We start from the raw sequence: 20,833 nt of genomic DNA, 5'->3' as shown, positions 1-20,833 counted from the left end.
CTGTCACAGACAGGACAGCGCATGTTCCAAATCCGCCTTCAATACGTCTGCGCCTTCCAGTCCGCAGTGAATTCGCAGCACATTCTGATCTGCTCCCAAAAACTGGCACGCCTCCTCATCCTGTCTCGCGTGCGGCATACAGACAAGACTCTCAAAACCGCCCCAGGAAACGCCGATCTTAAACAGCTTAAGCCGCTTTGCCACTTCCTTGGCCTGCTCTGCGCTGCCTTCTATCTCAAAACTCAACAGCCCCGTATTTCCGCTCTGCTGCCGCTTCATCAGCTCATACTGCGGATGGGATAAAAGTCCCGGATAATAGACCTTTCTCACCTTCGGATGGTTCTCTAAAAACGCCGCTATATCCATGGCTGTCGCCTGATGGCGTTCCACACGCACCTCCATCGTCCGCAGACCGCGTATGATCAGCCATGCCTCCATCGGACCGATGATTCCTCCAAAGAGCTCCCTCTGCTGTCTCAGGCGCGCCATAAGCTCCTCGTCCTTCACGGCGAGAACACCTCCAATAATATCGCTGTGTCCGCCCATATACTTGGAGGTGGTGTGCATCACAATATCAGCCCCCAACTCCAGCGGCTTCTGGTAAATCGGCGTACAGAAGCTGTTGTCAATATAGACGTAAGCGTGGTGTTTCCTCGCTGTCCCAGACACCGCCTGAATGTCCTGAAGGGACAGTACGACAGAAGAAGGGCTCTCCAGGATAATCAGATCCGTCTGATCCGTAACGGCATTTTCAAATTCCTCCGGCTCATCCCCTTTTACATAGGTGACGCTCATATCCAGGTGTTCCCTGCAGTATTCATTGAGAAATGTCTTTAATGGTCCATACGCATTCCGGATACAGACCACATGGCTCTTTGTTTTACAGACAGTGAGAACCGCCGTCGTAGCCGCCGCCATGCCAGAGGCAAACGCCAGTGCGCCGGTCCCGTGCTCCAGAGCCGCCACCTTGTCCTCCAGAATCCGCACCGTCGGATTCTGCACTCTCCCATAACAGTATGTATGTTTGTCCGTCTTGTCACTGTCATAGTAATCATCAATGGTCTCAAATACATTGAGTGAATTCATAAAAATCGGAGGAACAACGGCATTATAATAATGCTCATATTCCTCCCCATAATGGGCTGTCACCAGCTTATCACTTTTTAAATACTCCGATTGATCTGTCATTTCATATCCCCTTTCCAACACCTATATGCTATGTGATAGGTTTACGCAGGAGAGCACGAATTTCCTTCTTTGCCGCCCCCTGAAGCCTTATCCGATTTCCCTTACCGCTGTTGTCTGATATCTCTGTAAACTGCCTCTAAAAGCTTGTCATTGATGGACTGGGCCTTCCTTACATTCTTTTCACAGATAGCCTCATAAAGTTCCTCATGGAGCGGAATACTCTCCAGAAACGGGTCCTCCATATTAAGAGGGAACTCCCAGAACTTCTCCATCACATTGTTTAAGGACAGGATCAGCTGATACATCACCTGGTTATGGCAGAGCCGGTAGATGGTATAGTGGAATTTCTTGTCCTCCGCCGTCTGCTGCAGGCCTCTCCGGTATTTGCTCATCAGTATATCCTTAATTTCTCCCAGCTCCTTTAACTCCTCGTCGGTGATGGTGTGAATCAGCATCCGCAGAATCTCCCGTTCCATTATCTTGCGCACTTCCAGCGCTTCCAGAAGACGTTCCTTTTCCTGTGTGAAATCAATGACCTGTACACCGTCGGCATCCACCAAACCACCCACATAGGCGCCTTTCCCATTCTGAATCTCCAGAATCCCCCTGGCTTCCAATGTCTTCATGGCCTCCCTCAGGGAAGTCCTGCTGACCCCCATCATGGCCAGCAGGTTCTCCTGCGAGGGAAGTTTGTCCCCCGGATTTAAATCATGTTCTCTGATATAATCCAGAATAAACCGTATGATCTCGGACTGGAGGGAAGTCCTCTTTATCTTATTAACCATCGTGCTCTCTCTCTTAAAATAATATTTTTTTAACCATATCATAATAAACAGAGACTGTCAATCAACACCCTTTGCACCAGTGCCTTCCGGCGTATTTACCCCGAAAGGTACTAGTTCAAAAGATGGCAGGAAACGTAATGTCCCGCCTCGATTTCCCTAAGCTGCGGTGTCACGCTGCGGCATTGTTCCGTGGCGTATTTACACCGTTTCTCAAATCTGCATCCCTCCTTGCAGTTGATCGGACTTCCCACCTCGCCTTCCAGCGGAATCAGTGTCTTCGAGCGCTCAAATTCGGGATCTGGTACGGGAATTGCCGACAGCAGTGCCTTCGTATATGGGTGCTGCGGATTCCGGTACAGCTCCGCGCTGGATGCCAGCTCCACGATATGTCCCATGTACATGACGCCCACCCGGTCGGATATGTGTTTCACCATGGATAAATCATGGGCAATAAAGAGGTACGTCAGCCCCAGCTCCTTCTGGAGGCGCACCAGCAAATTGACCACCTGAGCCTGGATCGACACATCCAGAGCCGAAATGGGTTCATCACAGACGATAAACTTCGGGTCCACGGCCAGCGCCCTGGCAATGCCGATTCTCTGACGCTGTCCGCCGGAAAATTCGTGAGGGAAGCGGTTCGCATGCTCCTTGTTGAGCCCCACCAGGCTTAACAGCTCATGCACCCGCTCCATCCGCGCCTTACCCGGATATAAATCATGGTTCTTCATGCCCTCCGCCACGATGTCGCCCACCGTCATTCGCGGGTCTAAGGAGGCGTAAGGATCCTGGAAAATGATCTGGGCGTTCTTTTTAAACCATTTTATCTCATCCTTCGTCTTTAACTGGCTCACATCTCTTCCGTCAAACTCGATAGTCCCTGAAGTGGCCGGATACAGCTTTACGACGGTTCGTCCGCAGGTCGTCTTGCCGCATCCCGACTCCCCCACCAGCCCCAGGGTCTCCCCGGCGCAGATGTCGAATGACACGTCATCCACCGCCTTTAAAATCCCCTTTTTCCGCACCTGAAAATACTTCTTTAAATGTTCCACATGGACCATGGGTTTCTGATTATCTTTATCCATCCCTGTCATGATTCAAAAACCCTCCTTATATAATCGTAACGATCACTCGCACGCTCTGCGCACGAGTCACCGTGGCAATCAAATGCCTCCCTGGCCATCGGATGATGGAGCCAGCAGGCTGCCTTATGGGTATCTGACACCTCCGTATATTCCGGCGGCGCCTGACGGCAGATTTCCATGCAGTACTTGCACCTTGTGGCAAATCCGCAGCCCTTCGGCGGCGATATGAGATCCGGCGGTGTCCCCGGAATTACCTCCAGCTGCGCCTTGTTCTCCACATTCAGCCTGGGTACCGCGTTTAACAGGGCATTGGTGTACGGGTGCTGCGGCGCATTGAAAATGTCGAAGACATTGCCATATTCCACAATGCATCCCGCATACATAACCGCGATCGTATCCGCCATACCGGCCACAACTCCCAGATCGTGGGTAATCATGATAACCGATGTATTGTTTGCTTTCTGTATCTCCTTCAGCAGTCCGATGATCTGCGCCTGAATCGTAACATCCAGCGCCGTAGTCGGTTCATCCGCAATCATCAGCTTCGGATTGCAGGCCAGCGCGATGGCGATCACCACTCTCTGACGCATTCCGCCTGAAAATTCATAAGGATACTGATGCACTCTCTCATCCGGATTGGGAATATCCACCTTTTTAAGCAGCTCCACGGCCCTCTGCATGGCTTCCCGTTTTCCCACCTTCTGGTGTTCCACGATGCTCTCCATAATCTGCCGCCCGATCTTCATGGTCGGATCCAGAGATGTCATGGGATCCTGGAAGATCATGGCCGCATCCTTGCCTCTGTAATCCTGCCACTGTTTTTCCGTAAACCTTAAAATATCCGTGCCTTCAAATAAAATGCTGCTCTCCTTCTTTACCTCTCCCGGGGGTGAGGCGATCAGCCCCATAACCGCCTTGGAAGTCACCGTTTTACCGCTTCCGGACTCTCCGACGATTGCCATGGTCTTTCCAGCGTCCAGCGTAAAATCCACGCCCCGGACCGCCTGTACCTCCCCGGCATATGTATGAAATGAAACCTTTAAATTCTTAACCTCAAGTAATGGTTGACTCATAGGTGATGCCTGCCTTTCCTCTATTATTCACAAACAGTGCTACTGGCGCAGTTTCGGATCAAATGCATCCCTGAGTCCATCGCCCAGCAGGTTAAATGCCAGCATGGTCACAGAGATTGCCAGCGCCGGGAAAATCAGCTCATGAGGATAGTAGGACATCTGCTGCTGGCCCAATGCGGCCATAGCACCCCAGCTTGTCAGCGGCGGCTGGATTCCCATACCTACGAAGCTTAAAAACGCTTCCGCAAAGATAAAGGATGGTATGGAAAAGGTTGTATTGATAATAATCAGGCTCAATGTATTGGGAAGCAGGTGCGTTACGATGATCTGAAGAGGAGGCGTTCCCAGCGCCCGGGCTGCCAGAACGTATTCGCTCTCCTTCAGTTCCAGCACCTGTCCCCTCACGATTCGCGCCAGATTCGTCCAGCTTGTGATACACAGTGCGATCAGCAGGGAGGTCATGCCCTTTCCCAGCACCACGGACATGATAATAACCACCACCATGTACGGCACTCCCACCAGGATTTCCACGATTCTCATCATGATATCGTCCACAAGACCGCCGCAGTATCCGCTGATGCCGCCATATAAAACGCCGATGACGAGTGACACGATTGCGCCCACGATACCAATCGTTAAGGAGATTCTTCCCCCCATCCAGATTCTCGCGAAGATATCCCGTCCCAGATCATCCAGTCCGAACCAGTGCTGCAAGGAGGGCGTCTGATTCGTAAACTCAATATTCTGCTCATCAAACGGGTGGGGATAAATATACGGCCCTATGGCGCACATCACCAGAATTAACAAGAGCACCACCAGGCTAATCATAGCTACTTTATTCTGTTTTAATCTCCGGACCGCGTCCTGCCAGTAAGAAATACTGGGGCGCACCACGGACTCTGATTTCTGTTCATCCACCCCGACACGCCGGAATAGATCCTTTGTTACTGTCATTTCATTTCCCTGTTCCATGGCTCTCCTCCTTACTTTCCTTCAATGATGCCCTTACGGACTCTCGGGTCAACGATTGCATATAAAATATCCATCACGACAATCGAAAGAATGAAGATGAAGGAAAAGAATATGGTCGTAGCCAGAACCATCGGGTAATCGCGGCCATTGACGCTGTCCACGTAGTAACGGCCCAGACCCGGTATGGAGAAAATTCTCTCGATCACGAAGGACCCCGTCACGATTCCCGCCACCTGCGGCGCCACGATCGAAATAATCGGAGTGATACTGTTGCGGAGCACGTGGCGTGTAATGATTTTCCAGTTGGACAGCCCCTTGGCCTTGGCCAGCAGGATATAGTCAGAGCTCAGCACATCCAGCACCGAGGACCGCATAAACCGCGAATACGTAGCCAGGCCGCCGATCGATGCCGCCAGCGTCGGCAGCGCCGTATAACGGAAAATTTCGGGAATCTTCATCCCCGGAGACACCCAGCCGACAATTGGAAAATAATCTCCGCCGCCGTATTTCTGGAGCAGGGCGGCAAAAACGAAGCTTGGGATGGATACCCCCACGATGGCGATAAATATCGTAATGAAATCGATCCACGTCCCCCGGTGAAAGGCCGCCAGAATTCCCAGAAGCAGACCTAGAACCAGCCCTAACACCACGGCCTGAATCCCCAGCCTTGCAGAAGCCGGAAAACGGTCCTTAATAATCTGATTCGCAGTAAGACCCGGAGTCTTATAAGACTCTCCCAATTCTCCGTGAAGAAGATTCTTCAAATAAATAACATACCGTTCCCCCATCGGCTTATCCAGCCCCCAGCGGGCCTTTAGGTTCTCCACCACAGCCTCGGGAAGCACCTTGGTGTCCGCCTGCATCGGATCGCCCGGTATGACGCTGACCAGGAAGAAGGTTATTGTCAGAATTACCCAGAGTGTAACAATCATATAACCTATCTTCTTCAAAATATACTTTACCATCTTGAACCTCCCATCCTGTTTCTGACTCATGCGTTTCGTCGTAATCCATCTGTCGTAATCCATCTGCCGTAATCCATCTGCCGTAATCCATTGATTTATGCCGTGCAGTAATAGTCAGGCGCACAATGCGGGGCAGTAAATACCTGCTCCGCATTGTCAAAGTCCATGTTCCTGTCTCTTAATCCTATTCTACATATGCACTTTTCAGTTCGATTGCCGGGCCGCCGGCTCCATTAATATAGAAGCCCTTCACGCTGCTCTTTGCCACATTCTTGTCGTATGTAAAGGTAATCGGCGCCAGACCACAGTGTTCCACTGTGATAATCTTTTCTGCCTCTGCAAATTTCTCGCCGCGCACCTTCATATCGGATTCCGTTTTGCACGCCTCCACCAGCTCATCATACTTCGCATCGGAGAAGAATGCCGGGTTGTTGCCGTCGCCAGTCATATAGCACTGCATAAATGTCATCGGATCATTATAGTCAGCACCCCATCCGGTCTGGCATACCTGATACAGCCCCTTGGATACCTGGTTATTAAAGGATGAGTTGTCGGATGCCGTATCGATCTTAACAATCACGCCAAGCTTTGTCTGCCACTGGTTCTGGTAATACTCTGCCTGAACCTTCGTATCATTATCAGAGTTCTTCTGAAGGAACGTCACAGTAATCTGCTCTCCCTCTTTCCCGATCTCCTTTAAGCCTTCCTCCAGCAGAGCCTTCGGATCCTGAGCCAGAAAATCCTTCATCGGCTCCGGATAGATATCGCGGAACAGTTCTTCGCCGATACTTAAACCGTAAGGAATCATGCCGTAAGCGGCCTGGTCCTTCTTCATAACATTTTTAACGAGAGATTCCCTGTCCAGCGCTATGGAAAATGCCATACGGATCTTCTCATTTGTAAAGATACCATTGGGATCTTCATTATTAAAGCAGATATAGCTGTATCTCGGCTGCGGTCCCTCTAAGAGCTGAACCTCGCCGCCGTCGATTTTTGCCTTTAACGTATCTGCATACTCGCTGCGGACCTTTCTTAAGATATCAAGCTGACCCTGATTAAACATCTGCTCTCTCGTATTCTCGTCCTGTGCCAGCACCATGTTGACAGTTTCCAGCTTTACATTTGCCGCATCCCAGTAATTCGGGTTCTTCTTCAGCACGATCCTGGAACCGCGGACCCACTCTGATGCATAGAATGGACCTGAGCTGCTGAGTTCTTCTGCCGTCGCACCGTAGGAAGAGTTCTTCTCGCCCTGCGTCTTGGATTCCGGAACCGGAGTCACATTGGCAAATGTCATCAGCTGTAAGAAATATGGAAGCGGTTCTGTCAGGGTGATTTCCAGCGTCTTGTCATCAACCGCCTTCGCCGCTACATCTTCCTTGCTCCCCTTACCCGTATTGAAATCCTCTCCGCCTTTGATGCAGTAGAAGATTCCAGCATTGTGGCAGTTGACTTCCGGATCAAAAATTCTTCGAATGGAGTTTACATAATCCTGAGCTGTTACGGCGGTACCGTCGGAATACTGATTGTCTCTCAGCTTAAAAGTCCATACCAGTCCATCATCGGAGGTCTCCCAGCTCTCTGCGCCCCCAGGCGTTACTTTTCCGTCCATCAGACGGATCAGCGTCTCCTGAATCTCCAGCACAATTGCATTCTTCTGCTCGTCATCGGAACGGCCCGGATCCAGCGTATCCGGATCACTGAACATTGGAATAGTCACCACCTGTTCCACAGCACCCGCAGGCGCTTCTTCTGCCTTTGTTTCGCCTCCGGCCTTCGTCTCACTGCCCGCTGCAGTCGTCTGTGCACCGGTCGTATCCGGTGTAGATGTCTTGGAGCTGCCGCACGCGGTTAAGGATGCCGCCATCAATGTTGCCAGACATAAAGCTAACCATCTTTTTTTCATAAAATCCTCTCCTTCTCTAAAACATTTTAAGCAATTAACAGATTCTGTTATTTCATTGCTTTACTACAAATTTTCAAAGCTCTTTATATCTCTCACTGCGTATAAATTCATCCAGGGCAACGCTTTCCCCCTCATGAACTCTGGAATATTCAGCCGCCAACGCAATGATATGGCTCTGTATCGACACATCGACGCCGGTTCTTAACTGTCCCTTCGTCTCGCCTTCCTCTACCGCCGCCAGGAAATCGTGGATCAGACGGTTATCGCCTCCCGCGTGGCCGGATAAATCGCCTGCCGTCGCATTGATATCGTAAACCTCCGTCTCTTTTCCAAAATTCGTGACCTTCACAATTCCCGTATGTAAATCACCGATGATATCGCCCATGGTACCCATAACCTTGATATCGCGGCCGCCTCCGCTGGTAAATGCACTCATGGTAAAGTTGACCGTCACACCGCCCTCAAATTCCATATTGACCACCTGATGGTCCACCACGTTGTTATCGCAGTGATAGACACAGCGGCCGTAAGGACCGGTCTTAATCTGGTCATAGATGGCCTCCTCGGTCAGTGTCTGGGAGAGTACGCAGCACGGCCACGCATCGTCACCGGTCAGATTCCTTTCGACAACATTGCGTATACCTGTGCCTTTATCCGTAATATAGATTTTTTCCGCATCATACGGACAGTTCTCTTTCACCTCGCAGCCGTCGAGACAGCGCTTGGCACAGCCTTCCGGGGCCATGGATTCCTTAAATAAATAGGTGGAACCATAGGATGAAACCCGTTCGCACTTCTTTCCCAGAAGCCATACGAAGATATCCATGTCATGACAGCATTTTGCAAGAATCATCGGGCTCGTCTCCACAGAGTCGCGCCAGTTGCCCCTCACAAAGCTGTGAGCCTGGTGCCAGTATTTGACGTTCTCAAGTCCCTGGACGCTGACCACGTCTCCGATCTGTCCGGACTCGATCACCTCTTTTATCTTCGAATAAAATGGAGTATAACGGAGCACATGGCCCACAGCTACCATACGTCCATATTCGTGGGCCGTTTTCTGCAGAAGAAGACACTCCTCCAGGCTGGGGGAAATGGGCTTTTCGCAGAGAATGTGATATCCCTTCTTAATCGCCTCCACCGCCTGGGCCACATGCTGTTTGTCCTGGGTCGCTATCACCAGGATATCGGCGAGTTTCGGCTGTTCCAACAAGTCTTCCACCGTTTCAAAACAATTTTCAGGCGCTACCCCATACTCTTCCCGGGCCGCCTCTCTCTTTCCGGCAACCGGGTCCGCCACCGCCACTACCTTCATCTCCTCCGGCGCTACAAGCTGATAATGGGCATAGATATCATTTCCCCGGTTGCCCAGTCCTGCAATTGCCGCTGTTACTGGTCTCTTCATATTGATGTCCTCCTTAATATGAGCGCCTGACGGATCTTTACAAATCCCACAGGTGCGATACATGCCATCTCCGCTCCTTCTGCCTCTATACCGGGTACGTAAAAAGGAAAGTAAGAGGATGGCTGATTGACATAATTCATAAGGCTTCATTTCTCCGTCCCTCCAAAGCCGGGCGGAAATCATAAATGACATTTGACCTGTAAGCTATATGCTATATGCTGTATGATAGGTTAAAAACTTAAAAATAAAAACGACTTCCTCGTTCTCATCTGCTTACATTAAAAATAGCATATTACTCAATATTTGTCAATATATCTATTCTTTTTTAGAACATTTGACGAACCCCTCCCATATGGAGCCAGCACACAGCGGACTTTTTCACAGCCTGGCCGGAAAAGGGAGAGCGGGCGGCAGGGAGGGAAAGGTGAATGATGCAGAGGTCGGTGGGACTTAGGGCGAACAGCCGCCGGAGCAGGGGCAAAATCGCGTTTTCAGGACGCGATTTTGCGGGCACTGAGAGCGAACGCATCAGGCGTTCGGTCGAATTGCCCGGGACCCCTGCTGAGGGGGCTGTTCGCCCTTAGTCCCACCCCCTCGGAATCCCTGAACCTTTCCCTCCCTGCCGCCCGCTCTCCCTTTTCCTCAATCCCCACGCAAAAGTCCGCGTATCCCTCTCCCTTTCACTCCCCCTGAGCCGTATACATCTGAAAATACTCCCCATCCGCACGCATCAACTCCTCATGGGTCCCTTTCTCCACCACTTCTCCCTGCTTGATCACCAGGATCAGATCCGCATTTCTTATGGTCGATAACCGGTGTGCAATCACGAAACACGTCTTCCCCTCCATCAGCTTCCGCATGGCTTCCTGGATCTGGACCTCCGTCCTGGTATCCACGTTGGAGGTTGCCTCGTCGAGAATCAGCATCCTCGCCTCCAGCAGCATAGCACGCGCTATGGTCAGCAGCTGCTTCTGCCCCTTTGATATATTCGTCCCGTCATCTGTCAGAATCGTATCATAGCCTTCCGGAAGGCGCTTGATAAACGAGTGGATCCTGGCCGCCTTCGCCGCCGCCACAACCTCCTCCATCGTAGCCCCCTCTTTTCCGTATGCCAGATTCTCATAGATGCTTCCGTGGAACAGCCACGTATCCTGCAGCACCATGGCGTATGATTTCCTGAGACTCTTTCTCGTCACCTCCCGGATCTCATGGCCATCCACCCGGATTTCCCCGGAATTCGGATCATAAAAACGCATCAGGAGGTTGATCAGTGTCGTTTTCCCCGCACCCGTGGGGCCCACTACCGCAATAAGCCTGCCCGGATCCGCCTTCAGGGAAAGGTCGTGCAAAATAATCCGGTCCTTTTCATATCCGAAATCAACATGGGACAGCTCGACCTCTCCCCGGACTTCCTCCCCCTCGCCTCCCAGCTCTGCGGCGCCGGGCGCATCTGCCGTCTCCGGTATCTCATCCATCAGCACAAACACCCGCTCCGCCGCGGCCAATGCAGACTGCAGGTCGCTCATAATGTTGGCAGCCTCATTGATCGGGCCGGAAAACTTTCTTGAATATAGTACGAAAGAAGAGATCTGCCCTACCGTCATGTAGCCGACGAGATAGAGGAGCGCGCCGAATACACTGATTAAGGACAATGAGAGATTATTGATAAAATTCACCATAGGCCCTACCACACTGCCGTAGTATTCCGCCCTGTAATACGTCTCCACGGCGTCCTTATTCCTCTCCGCAAATTTCCGAATGACATTTTCCTCCTGGCAGTAGGCCTTTAAAGTCTTCTGTCCGGTTACCATCTCCTCCACAAAGCCGTTTAAATTCCCCAGACTCGCCGATCTCGCACGGAAGAGCGGACGTGTCTTACCCGTTATGAACTTCGTAATACAGGCAGACAGCGGCACCGTAAACGCAAATACCAGCACCAGTCTCGGCGATATTACCACCATCATGTAAAGGGCGCCTCCCACCGTGATCACCGTGGTTAAAATCTGTATCAGATCGCTGGACAGCGACTCATTAACCGTGTCGATGTCATAGGAAATACGGCTGATGATATCTCCCGTCTGGTGAAGGTCGTAATACCCCGCAGGCAGAGCCAGCATCTTGTCAAATACGTCCTTTCTCATCCGGTATACCACTTTCCGGCTGATGGTAATCATCAGAACCGAAAGCGCATAGGACAGCACCGAGGAAATCACGTAAAATGCCGCCATCCATCCGGCATAATGGAAAACTCTCGAAAATTCCACCTTCCCCATGCCCGGCTCGATGGCGTCAATGGCATAGCCCGAAAGCATGGGCCCCACCAAAGCCAGCAAATTGCTTCCCACCGTCATGATAAAAGCCAGGAGCAGGAGCCATTTATACTGAATCATATAGCGTCCGAGACGGAGAATCGTGTGCTTTCTCTGAACCAGAGAGCGCCCCTGCGGCTCATTATATGCGGCCTCCAGCCGTTTTTCACTTCTGCTGCGTGCAGCCATGATCCCTCCCCCTTATATTCCCATCTGGGATTTTCCAATTTCCCGGTAAATTTCACACGTCTCCATCAGCTCCTGATGCGTCCCGTAACCGATCATCTGTCCATCCTCCAGCACCATAATGTGATCCGAGTTCATAATGGAACTGATTCTCTGGGCGATAATCACGCAGGTTGTCTCCGCAAAATGTTCCCTCAGCTCCTTCCGAAGCGCCGCGTCCGTCTTATAATCCAGCGCACTGGAGGAATCGTCCAGAATCAGAATATCCGGTTTGGCTGCCAGCGCTCGGGCAATCAGAATTCTCTGCTTCTGCCCGCCGCTTAAATTGGCCCCCTTGATATCCAGCTGCGCTGAAATACCGCCTTTTTCCTCCACAAACTCACTGGCCCGGCCGTAAAGAACCGCTTCCATGACGGCTTCCTCACTTAGCTCCCTGCCCATATTGATGTTTTCCATAATGGTATCTTCAAATATCGTATCATTCTGAAATACGGTTCCGAAACGCTTTCTCAGCTCATGAAGCCCCATGGTGCGCACATCTTTTCCATCAATACGAACCGCGCCCTGATCGGCATCGTAAAAACGCATCAGCAGGTTCACGATCGTCGTCTTTCCCGCTCCCGTGGCGCCTATAATCCCCAGCGTCTCGCCCCGCTTCAGCCGGAAACAGATGTCCTCCAGGTTATTTTCAACCTTATTATAGGAAAAGGATACGTGATCAAATTCCACGTGGACTGCACCATTCTCCTCGCCAATCCCCGCTTTTTTCTCCGTTCCTGTCTCGGTCTCCCACGCAGATTCCTCCTCAGCTTCCATCTCCTGGAGAACCAGCTCCTGATCCGCATCCAGGACCTTCACAATACGCGAGGCCGAAGCCGCAGCCTTCGAAATCATGATAAACAGCCTGGAAATGGACATCAGCGCATTCAGAATGATCGTAAAATACGTCATGAACGCCAATATTTTTCCGACCTCCGAAGTCCCCTGGTTCACCCGGCAGGCTCCGGCCAGAATAACAGCCACAAGCCCCAGATTTAAAAGCACATTCATCACAGGATTGGTGATGCTGGTGGTCACGGTAGCCTTCCGCTCCCAGTCCACCACCTCCCGGTTCGCCCGGTCAAAACGCTCCCGCTCATACGATTCCTTAGACAGCGCCTTAATCACACGGATACCCGCAATATCTTCCCGGATCAGCCGCACAAACCGATCCACCCGCTCCTGCAGAACGGAGAACATGGGAATCGTCTTCCTTGAGACCACCACCACGACAATCGTAAGAAGCGGAAGAACCGCCAGCAGGATACACGCCAGTACCGGATCCAGCGCCATGGTCATGGTAATGCCGCCGATTAAGAGGATCGGCGCCCGTACTCCCAGCCGCTGGACTCTTCCGAGCATCTGATGAACGTTGTACGTATCGCTGGTCAGCCTGGATATCAGAGACGGTCTGGTGAAACGGTCGATCTGAGTGTTGGATAAGCGGCTCACCTTCTCGAATAAATCTCCCCGGATCGTCCGGGTGGCGCTGCTGGCCACCCGGGATGCCATCCGGTTCGCCGCAACGCTGAACACCACCGCCAGAATCGAACAGAAAATCATGAAAATTCCCCACAAAAATATTTCCGGCCTCTGGTTTGCCGGAATCACCGTATCGATCATATAAGCCAGTGTCCATGGAAGAAATAAATCCATCAGCGTACCGGTAAACTTAATCAAAAAGCCAATCGCCATACGCAGATAATACGGTTTTAAATAATACGAAAAAATCTTCTTCATACTTCTACCTCGCCAATGCCTCCATTATACAGGATTCATCCGAAGCGTGCAAGAATCCGATCACTTTCCTATTGCAGAATAAAGAGTCCGGAGAGCGGACTCTCGCGCCGGAGCGCGGCTGCTTCAGCGGCCATACTTCCTTAGCACGGAGGGCACATCATGCCCGGAGGGCTTTTTTGTGTAATAGGAGCACTTTCCAATTACACGAAAAACCGCCGTCCCACGGCCATACCAGCCGCAGGACAACGGTTCTCCTGCACCTCTTCTTACTGTTCGCTTTCCTGCTTCGGCGGGCGGTTCACTGCCAGAGGCAGATTAATTCCCATCGGATTTAAGATAATACCGATGGCATCGCCTGCCAGCACCTGGGAAACCTTCTCAGCCTGTACGATTACCGGCCGCAGCTGGTCTTCCCGGTTAAACTTCTGAAATTCCAGAATATCTGTAAATGCCGCCTGATAGACATCTCCGTTTTTCATCTTTACCAACGGGATTCCATTGCCCTCTTTCTTTATGGCAAGAATGAAAGTCCCCTTCCGAAAATGCATCTCGATCTCTTCCTGCAGTTCCATGAGCCTGGAATTCATCTCCGGTCCCGGCTGCCTTCTCGCCTCCTGCATATAATAAAGAGCAGTTAAATGCAGCGCCGGATTCTCCACCCAGACCTTGTCCTCCTCGCCGGGCTCGTCTCCTCTCCGTCTGACGAACTCCTCCAGCTGGATGAGCTCCTCTTTCCCGGAATCTTCCACGAAAATAGCGTTCACTCCCATTGTATACAGATTCGTATAGAATAAAAGCAGCTGTTTATTATCCAGTTTAACGATGCTCACCGGGATCTTTTCCCCAGCCAGGCTCTTTGCCTTGGCTTCCGCCTCCTCCGGCTTAAAAAACACCAGAACCTCATCGTCAAATGTCTCCGGATCACACACAACATACGGCAGCTTCGTACATGCAGAAACCACCACATACAGGGCCTTCGTGTCTCTCAAACGCCCCAGCACCGCCTGCTTGTCTGTCTGTGCGCCATTCTTTCCTTCGTTATCCATGGGTATTTCTCCTTCTTTCTGATCAATCCTATCGTTCCGCTTCGCCATGATCCGGCTTAAGCCTCATCCTTCTTCTTTGTCATCGCTTCCCGTTCCTTCTTAAGCTCTTCATACAGAGCGTAAAAAGTCCAGCCGCAGTTCGTCTCCGTGACCACTGCCTTTAACTCAACCTTTGGCACACCGGCCCGGCGCAGTCCCGCCAGCAGCTCGTCAATCCGCCGGTTCGTAAAATTCTTCATAACCAGCATCTCTTCCTCCAGCTCCGGAAGCACAGTTCCCTCTTCCGTCTCCCGCTCGTCAAATCCATCGTAACCAGCCAGATAACCAACCGTCTGCCCGGTCTGTTCCGGTGTAATATTCTTTATCCGGATGCCCATGCGGATCAGAACACCCTTTAATTTTGCCGCTTTCGACGCGTTGCCAGCCTCTTTCTCTCTCTTCGGCTGATAATACAGAACCATCTCTTTCGCCGCCACGCCTCTTCCTCCTGTTCCTAAAGCAGATGTTTTCTTAATTCTTCCCCGCTCAGAGGGCTTAAATACGCGGGCGCAATATCAAATACCGTTTTACAGCCCGCCGCGCCTTCCTTACTCAGACGGTAAGCCGCTCTCGCATACGCCACGATGACAGAGGCGGTGAACTCAGGGTTCGAATCCAGCTTCAGGCTGTACTCGATCACATGGCTGTGCTCATTCTCCCATCCCGTCTTTCCGGTGCGTATCACAAAGCCGCCGTGAGGTATTCCCTTGTGATCTCTCATAAGCTCTTCCTCACTGATAAACCGGACCGTCGTATCATAATCGGCGAAATAGTTGGGCATCGTCACGATCTCTTCCTCGATCCGCTTTAAATCAGCCCCTTCTTCCGCTACCACAAAGCACTCTCTCGTATGCTTCTGTCTCGTAGTCAGCTCCGGATTCTCTCCATCTCTCACAGCCTTCAGTGCTACCTCAACCGGCACCGTATACTGTCTGGCGTCCTTCACGCCTTCCACGCGGCGGATCGCATCAGAATGCCCCTGACTGACTCCACGGCCCCAGAAGGTATAATCGCTGCCCTCCGGCAGAACGACATTGCCATACAGACGATTCAGAGAAAACATTCCCGGGTCCCAGCCCACAGAGATAATTCCCACGTGGCCGCCCTCCTTCGCCGCCGCGTCCACCGCCTCAAAATGCTCCGGTATCCTGGCGTGCGTATCAAAACTGTCAACGACATTAAAACACTTTGCAAACTCCGGCGTCTGAACCGGCAGATCTGTAGCACTCCCGCCGCATAAGATCATCACATCGATCTCGTCCTTCATGGACTCCGCCTCCTGGACAGAACAAACCTTCACCCCAGGCGTCAGAATGTTCAAAGACTCTTTATCTCTCCTCGTAAAGACTGCCGCCAATTCCATATCCGGGTTATGCTTAACCGCACACTCCACGCCCTTACCGAGATTCCCATATCCTAATATACCAATTTTGATTGTCATATTCGTACTTCCTCTCTTTGTCATGAACTATCTAAAAGCTACCCCCATTATAACCCGCCTGTCCCCCATATGTAAATTGCTTTTTTTCCCTCAGCTGGCGATCCCCCAGCGTCCGCGGTCCCTCACACAAAACAAAGCCGCATGGTGTCCAACCGGCACCCCATGCGGCTCCTAACTTTCAACCTTCACTTCTCTGCTACCAATCCCAACTTTAACATCAGGCCAGTGCGGCCTCTTCCTCCGGCATCTCTAATGCGGTCGTCTCATACTTGTCCAGGATTACTCTCTGAATCGTGTCACGGGTATTCGAATTAATCGGGTGTGCGATGTCGCGGTATTCTCCGTCTGCCGCCTTCCGGCTCGGCATGGCGATAAACAACCCTTTTTCTCCCTCAATTACTTTGATATCATGGATTACAAATTCATTATCCAGTGTAATTGATACGATGGCCTTCATCTTTCCTTCTTTTTCGATACGTCTTACCCTAACATCTGTAATCTGCATGTCAAAACCCCTTCCCGTCACATTACCTATAATGTGTATCTTTCGTTTTTCTCTACGACAATTTTAATATTGTCCGGTGTACCTATGTAAGTCGTATTGGCGCGGATTGTATCCCGGCTTTCTACTATGCAGTTCTCAATAACCGTATTGTCCCCAATATACACATCATTTAAAATGATGGAATTCTTAATCACACAGTTATTGCCGATATAGGCTTTTTTAAACAGAACGGAATTCTCAACTACCCCATTAACAATGCTTCCGCTGGATACCAGGCTGTTCTTCACTACTGCGCCAGGATTATACTTTGCCGGCGGCAGATCGTCGATCTTGGAGTATACATCCGGATACTGACGGAAAAAGTAATCTCTGACTTCCGGTTTTAAGAAATCCATGTTTGTTCTGTAGTAGGATTCTACGGAAGCGATATTTCTCCAGTAGGAATCCATCTTGTACGCATAGATTCTCTTTAAATTCTTATATCTCACCAGAATATCATTGACAAAGTCGTAGCGGTCTTCCATCGCGCAGCGCTCGATCAGCTCAATCAGCTGACGTCTTCTGATCACATAGATGCCGCACGATACGGTATTGGAGGAAGCCACCATGGGTTTCTCCTCAAAATCGGTAATTCTGCCATCCTCGTTGGTTCCCACCAGACCGAAACGGGTTACGTCCTCTCCTTCAGGAAGGTCCGTGCAGACTACGGTGATATCTGCCTTTTTCTCAATATGATACTCGAGCACTTTGCCGTAATCCAGTTTATAGATACCATCACCGGCCGAGATGACCACGTACGGTTCATGGCTGTTCTTTAAGAAGGTAAGATTCTGATATAATGCGTCGGCAGTTCCACGGTACCAGTCGCTGCTTTCCGCTGTAATGGTTGGCGTGAATACGAATAAACCGCCCTGTTTTCTTCCGAAATCCCACCATTTGGAAGAACTTAAGTGCAGATGAAGAGACCTGGAATTATACTGGGTCAACACTGCCACGTTCTGAATATGGGAATTCGTCATATTGCTCAGTGCAAAATCTATGCTGCGGTAGCTGCCTGCGATCGGCATGGCTGCAATCGCCCTCTTGTTGGACAATTCCCGCATTCTCTTACTGTTACCGCCTGCTAATACAATTCCTATTGCTCTCATCGCATACCACCTGCCTTTATGATGTAATCTCCGCTTGCCAGTAATCCGTCGGGATAGTCCTCTACGATCGTCTCCCCTACAACGGCGGTGTTCTTTCCAACCTTTACATTATCCGGGATAATAGAGTTCTCACCCACGGTAACCAGGTCAAACTGGTATACCTTCGGGTCATACTTGCTCGGTGCGTATTCACCCACGCCGAGTGCGACGTTTGATCCAATCTTGACATTCTCAGCGATGACAGCCTTATCGACTACGGAACCGGCGCCAATCACGCTCTCACGCATGATGATGGAATCCCGGATCACGGCGCCCTTCGCCACGGTAACACCTGCACCGATTACGGAATTATGGACTTCTCCGAATATTTCGGAGCCCTCTCCGATGATGCTTCTCTCAATCACTGCATCCTCCGATACATACTGAGGCGGAATGATATCACTCTTGGTATAAATCTTCCAGTATTCCTCATATAAATTGAACTCAGGAATAATGTCGATTAACTCCATGTTGGCTTCCCAGTAAGAACCTAAAGTACCTACGTCCTTCCAGTAGCCATTGTACTCATAAGCAAATATCCTCTGTCCGGCTGCATGGCAGTACGGAATGATATGCTTGCCAAAGTCACAGCCCGGTTCCTCTGACATCTTAATCAGGGCTTCTTTCAGTACTTTCCAGCTGAATATGTAAATACCCATGGAGGCCAGGTTGCTTCTCGGGTTCGCCGGCTTCTCCTCAAACTCCGTGATACGGTTGTTCTCATCAGTAATTACAATTCCGAAACGGCTGGCTTCCTCAATCGGTACCGGCATGGCAGCAATGGTGATATCTGCATTATTCGCTTTGTGATACTCAAGCATAACCTCATAATCCATCTTATAGATGTGGTCTCCTGAGAGGATTAACACATAGTCCGGGTTATACGTCTCCATAAACTCCAGATTCTGGTAGATCGCATTGGCTGTACCGGTATACCAGTCGCTGCCTTTGCTCTTCTCATAAGGTGGGAGAACGGTTACTCCACCCACATTACGGTCCAAATCCCACGGAATACCGATCCCGATATGGGTGTTCAAACGTAATGGCTGATACTGTGTCAAAACTCCGACCGTATCAACTCCCGAATTGATGCAGTTGCTGAGCGGGAAATCAATAATACGGTATTTCCCGCCAAACGATACTGCTGGTTTGGCTACCTTCTGTGTCAGTACACCTAAACGGCTTCCCTGGCCGCCTGCCAAAAGCATGGCAATCATTTCTTTTTTAATCACGTTATCACCTCTTGCTGTTAGAATTTTATTGTACTAGCATTATACCACACATTTGAAAAATAGTGAACAAATTTTTGAAATATTATTATACTTTTTTGTGCATTTTCCGACATTTTTCCGTAAATATGGTTTTCTTTTACATTTCATGCCAGATATAGTGTTTTTACACAGTCTCCCCCTTGAATCGCAGCCCAAAATACAGTATAATCTTAATAAGTATGCGATCATATCAAAAGGAGAAATCATTATGGATTTAGTGACAGTAAGGCAAATATATAAGGACAGGGAGCAGTATTTAAACAAAGAGATTTCCATCGGCGGCTGGGTCAGAAGCCTTAGAGATTCCAAGGCTTTCGGCTTCATCGTCCTAAGCGACGGTACCTATTTTGAGACACTTCAGGTGGTCTACCACGACACCATGGAGAACTTTTCAGAAATATCCAAACTGAGCGTTGGAACCGCCCTGATTATAAAAGGTACCCTGGTTGCTACACCGGAAGCCAAGCAGCCATTCGAGATTCAGGCGACAGAAATCGTCATCGAAGGTGCTTCTTCGCCAGATTACCCATTACAGAAAAAACGACACAGTTTTGAGTATTTGAGGACCATTTCCCATTTACGTCCCCGCACCAACACCTTCCAGGCGGTATTTCGTGTCCGCTCCTTAATCGCCTATGCGATCCACCAGTTCTTCCAGGAGCGTGATTTTGTGTATGTACACACCCCGCTCATCACGGGAAGCGACTGTGAAGGCGCCGGCGAGATGTTCCAGGTGACGACGCTTGACTTAAACGACATTCCGAAGACCGACGAGGGAAAAGTGGATTTCAGCCAGGACTTCTTCTGCAAACCGACCAACTTAACCGTAAGCGGCCAGTTAAACGCAGAGACGTATGCCATGGCCTTCCGCAATGTCTATACCTTCGGACCTACCTTCCGTGCGGAGAATTCCAACACGACCCGCCACGCCGCCGAGTTCTGGATGATCGAACCGGAGATGGCATTCGCCGATTTAAACGACGACATGGAGCTGGCAGAGTCCATGTTAAAATACGTGATCCGCTACGTACTGGAGCATGCTCCGGAAGAGATGAACTTCTTCAGCCAGTTCGTGGATAAGGGCCTTTTAGACCGTCTCCACAACGTATTAAATTCCGAATTCGCCCATGTTACCTACACCGAGGCCATAGAGCTTTTAGAGAAGCACAACGACGAGTTCGATTACAAGGTATTCTGGGGCTGTGATCTGCAGACCGAGCACGAGCGCTATTTAACAGAGCAGCTCTTTAAAAAACCGGTCTTCGTAACCGACTATCCGAAGGAAATCAAGGCCTTCTACATGAAGATGAACCCGGATAACAAGACCGTGGCAGCCGTTGACTGCCTCGTTCCGGGAATCGGCGAGATCATCGGCGGAAGCCAGAGAGAGGATGATTACAACAAACTCACGGCCCGCATGGACGAGCTGGGGTTAAAGAAAGAAGATTACCAGTTCTATCTCGATTTAAGAAAATACGGTTCCACCCGCCATGCAGGCTTCGGTCTGGGATTCGAACGCTGTGTTATGTATTTAACCGGCATGTCCAATATCCGCGACGTTGTTCCGTTCCCAAGAACCGTAAACAACTGTGAACTCTAGAATTCTACCACAAATTCCCTACCATCCCGGTAGGGAATTTATGGTATCTTTAATGGTAAAGCCGTGTGAGAAAAACGGCGCCGGACACAACTGAGGA

At 50.4% G+C, this 20,833-nt stretch carries 17 protein-coding genes; 1 reads left to right on the top strand and 16 read right to left on the bottom strand.

Annotation, left to right across the window (positions count from 1 at the left end; translation table 11 throughout):
- Window positions 1-3: 3 nt before the first annotated feature.
- The 16 genes from H8S75_RS21970 to H8S75_RS21895 form a co-directional block, all read right to left on the bottom strand.
- Window positions 4-1,188 carry a trans-sulfuration enzyme family protein gene (locus tag H8S75_RS21970; RefSeq protein ID WP_002605699.1) on the bottom strand — a complete coding sequence of 395 codons (1,185 nt, stop codon included), beginning with the start codon at window positions 1,186-1,188 and terminating at the stop codon, window positions 4-6.
- Between the two features lie 101 nt (window positions 1,189-1,289).
- Window positions 1,290-1,973 carry a FadR/GntR family transcriptional regulator gene (locus H8S75_RS21965; RefSeq protein WP_187023383.1) on the bottom strand — a complete coding sequence of 228 codons (684 nt, stop codon included), beginning with the start codon at window positions 1,971-1,973 and terminating at the stop codon, window positions 1,290-1,292.
- A gap of 110 nt (window positions 1,974-2,083) precedes the next feature.
- A complete protein-coding gene (locus H8S75_RS21960; protein WP_279288701.1) occupies window positions 2,084-3,064 on the bottom strand; it encodes an ABC transporter ATP-binding protein in 981 nt (326 codons plus the stop codon).
- Window positions 3,061-4,128, bottom strand: coding sequence for an ABC transporter ATP-binding protein (locus tag H8S75_RS21955; protein WP_243270390.1), 1,068 nt, complete (start codon window positions 4,126-4,128; stop codon window positions 3,061-3,063). Before H8S75_RS21955 ends, H8S75_RS21960 begins: the two co-directional genes overlap by 4 nt.
- Before the next feature lie 39 nt (window positions 4,129-4,167).
- On the bottom strand, window positions 4,168-5,100 hold the full coding sequence (locus H8S75_RS21950) for an ABC transporter permease (protein WP_187023382.1): 933 nt from the start codon (window positions 5,098-5,100) through the stop codon (window positions 4,168-4,170).
- 11 nt (window positions 5,101-5,111) lie between these two features.
- Window positions 5,112-6,128 carry an ABC transporter permease gene (locus tag H8S75_RS21945; RefSeq protein ID WP_432764199.1) on the bottom strand — a complete coding sequence of 339 codons (1,017 nt, stop codon included), beginning with the start codon at window positions 6,126-6,128 and terminating at the stop codon, window positions 5,112-5,114.
- A gap of 121 nt (window positions 6,129-6,249) precedes the next feature.
- Entirely contained in the window at window positions 6,250-7,971 is a 1,722-nt protein-coding gene (locus H8S75_RS21940) for a peptide ABC transporter substrate-binding protein (RefSeq protein ID WP_187023381.1), read from the bottom strand.
- Window positions 7,972-8,044: 73 nt separating this feature from the next.
- Window positions 8,045-9,373 carry a Gfo/Idh/MocA family protein gene (locus H8S75_RS21935; protein ID WP_187023380.1) on the bottom strand — a complete coding sequence of 443 codons (1,329 nt, stop codon included), beginning with the start codon at window positions 9,371-9,373 and terminating at the stop codon, window positions 8,045-8,047.
- 680 nt (window positions 9,374-10,053) lie between these two features.
- Window positions 10,054-11,871, bottom strand: coding sequence for an ABC transporter ATP-binding protein (locus tag H8S75_RS21930; RefSeq protein WP_187023379.1), 1,818 nt, complete (start codon window positions 11,869-11,871; stop codon window positions 10,054-10,056).
- A 12-nt stretch (window positions 11,872-11,883) separates the two neighbouring features.
- The gene (locus H8S75_RS21925) at window positions 11,884-13,647 is read right to left on the bottom strand and encodes an ABC transporter ATP-binding protein (protein WP_187023378.1); all 1,764 of its coding nucleotides are present in this window, start codon (window positions 13,645-13,647) and stop codon (window positions 11,884-11,886) included.
- A 266-nt stretch (window positions 13,648-13,913) separates the two neighbouring features.
- The gene (locus H8S75_RS21920; RefSeq protein WP_187023377.1) at window positions 13,914-14,693 is read right to left on the bottom strand and encodes an SseB family protein; all 780 of its coding nucleotides are present in this window, start codon (window positions 14,691-14,693) and stop codon (window positions 13,914-13,916) included.
- 56 nt (window positions 14,694-14,749) lie between these two features.
- On the bottom strand, window positions 14,750-15,169 hold the full coding sequence (locus H8S75_RS21915) for a DUF3783 domain-containing protein (RefSeq protein WP_349768967.1): 420 nt from the start codon (window positions 15,167-15,169) through the stop codon (window positions 14,750-14,752).
- 17 nt (window positions 15,170-15,186) lie between these two features.
- Window positions 15,187-16,173 carry a diaminopimelate dehydrogenase gene (locus tag H8S75_RS21910; RefSeq protein ID WP_187023376.1) on the bottom strand — a complete coding sequence of 329 codons (987 nt, stop codon included), beginning with the start codon at window positions 16,171-16,173 and terminating at the stop codon, window positions 15,187-15,189.
- Between the two features lie 217 nt (window positions 16,174-16,390).
- Window positions 16,391-16,678, bottom strand: a complete 288-nt coding sequence (gene spoVG / locus H8S75_RS21905; protein ID WP_187023375.1) for a septation regulator SpoVG — start codon at window positions 16,676-16,678, stop codon at window positions 16,391-16,393.
- Between the two features lie 26 nt (window positions 16,679-16,704).
- Window positions 16,705-17,826 (bottom strand): glucose-1-phosphate adenylyltransferase subunit GlgD, encoded by a 1,122-nt coding sequence (gene glgD / locus H8S75_RS21900; protein WP_187023374.1) that lies wholly within the window; start codon window positions 17,824-17,826, stop codon window positions 16,705-16,707.
- Window positions 17,823-19,097, bottom strand: coding sequence for a glucose-1-phosphate adenylyltransferase (locus H8S75_RS21895; RefSeq protein WP_055660828.1), 1,275 nt, complete (start codon window positions 19,095-19,097; stop codon window positions 17,823-17,825). Before H8S75_RS21895 ends, glgD begins: the two co-directional genes overlap by 4 nt.
- A gap of 247 nt (window positions 19,098-19,344) precedes the next feature.
- Between H8S75_RS21895 and asnS the strand changes: the two genes are divergently transcribed.
- Window positions 19,345-20,736: an asparagine--tRNA ligase gene (asnS, locus tag H8S75_RS21890; protein WP_187023373.1), complete on the top strand. Its 1,392-nt coding sequence runs from the start codon at window positions 19,345-19,347 to the stop codon at window positions 20,734-20,736.
- Window positions 20,737-20,833: the final 97 nt, after the last annotated feature.

Source organism: Hungatella hominis, from assembly GCF_014288005.1.
Classification (GTDB): Bacteria; Bacillota; Clostridia; order Lachnospirales; family Lachnospiraceae; genus Hungatella; species Hungatella effluvii.
The sequence above is the reverse complement of the archived record's forward strand: the minus strand, read 5'-3'. Positions and strand labels throughout refer to the sequence as shown.

What these genes read in the sequence shown, in the direction of transcription:
- H8S75_RS21935 (WP_187023380.1), bottom strand. Translation starts at nt 9,373, where the DNA reads ATGAAGAGACCAGTAACAGCGGCAATTGCAGGACTGGGCAACCGGGGA.
- H8S75_RS21940 (WP_187023381.1), bottom strand. Translation starts at nt 7,971, where the DNA reads ATGAAAAAAAGATGGTTAGCTTTATGTCTGGCAACATTGATGGCGGCA.
- H8S75_RS21925 (WP_187023378.1), bottom strand. Translation starts at nt 13,647, where the DNA reads ATGAAGAAGATTTTTTCGTATTATTTAAAACCGTATTATCTGCGTATG.
- H8S75_RS21955 (WP_243270390.1), bottom strand. Translation starts at nt 4,128, where the DNA reads ATGAGTCAACCATTACTTGAGGTTAAGAATTTAAAGGTTTCATTTCAT.
- H8S75_RS21970 (WP_002605699.1), bottom strand. Translation starts at nt 1,188, where the DNA reads ATGACAGATCAATCGGAGTATTTAAAAAGTGATAAGCTGGTGACAGCC.
- asnS (WP_187023373.1), top strand. Translation starts at nt 19,345, where the DNA reads ATGGATTTAGTGACAGTAAGGCAAATATATAAGGACAGGGAGCAGTAT.
- H8S75_RS21920 (WP_187023377.1), bottom strand. Translation starts at nt 14,693, where the DNA reads ATGGATAACGAAGGAAAGAATGGCGCACAGACAGACAAGCAGGCGGTG.
- H8S75_RS21910 (WP_187023376.1), bottom strand. Translation starts at nt 16,173, where the DNA reads ATGACAATCAAAATTGGTATATTAGGATATGGGAATCTCGGTAAGGGC.
- H8S75_RS21965 (WP_187023383.1), bottom strand. Translation starts at nt 1,973, where the DNA reads ATGGTTAATAAGATAAAGAGGACTTCCCTCCAGTCCGAGATCATACGG.
- H8S75_RS21930 (WP_187023379.1), bottom strand. Translation starts at nt 11,871, where the DNA reads ATGGCTGCACGCAGCAGAAGTGAAAAACGGCTGGAGGCCGCATATAAT.
- glgD (WP_187023374.1), bottom strand. Translation starts at nt 17,826, where the DNA reads ATGAGAGCAATAGGAATTGTATTAGCAGGCGGTAACAGTAAGAGAATG.
- H8S75_RS21945 (WP_432764199.1), bottom strand. Translation starts at nt 6,128, where the DNA reads ATGGATTACGACAGATGGATTACGACGAAACGCATGAGTCAGAAACAG.
- H8S75_RS21950 (WP_187023382.1), bottom strand. Translation starts at nt 5,100, where the DNA reads ATGGAACAGGGAAATGAAATGACAGTAACAAAGGATCTATTCCGGCGT.
- H8S75_RS21960 (WP_279288701.1), bottom strand. Translation starts at nt 3,064, where the DNA reads ATGACAGGGATGGATAAAGATAATCAGAAACCCATGGTCCATGTGGAA.
- spoVG (WP_187023375.1), bottom strand. Translation starts at nt 16,678, where the DNA reads ATGCAGATTACAGATGTTAGGGTAAGACGTATCGAAAAAGAAGGAAAG.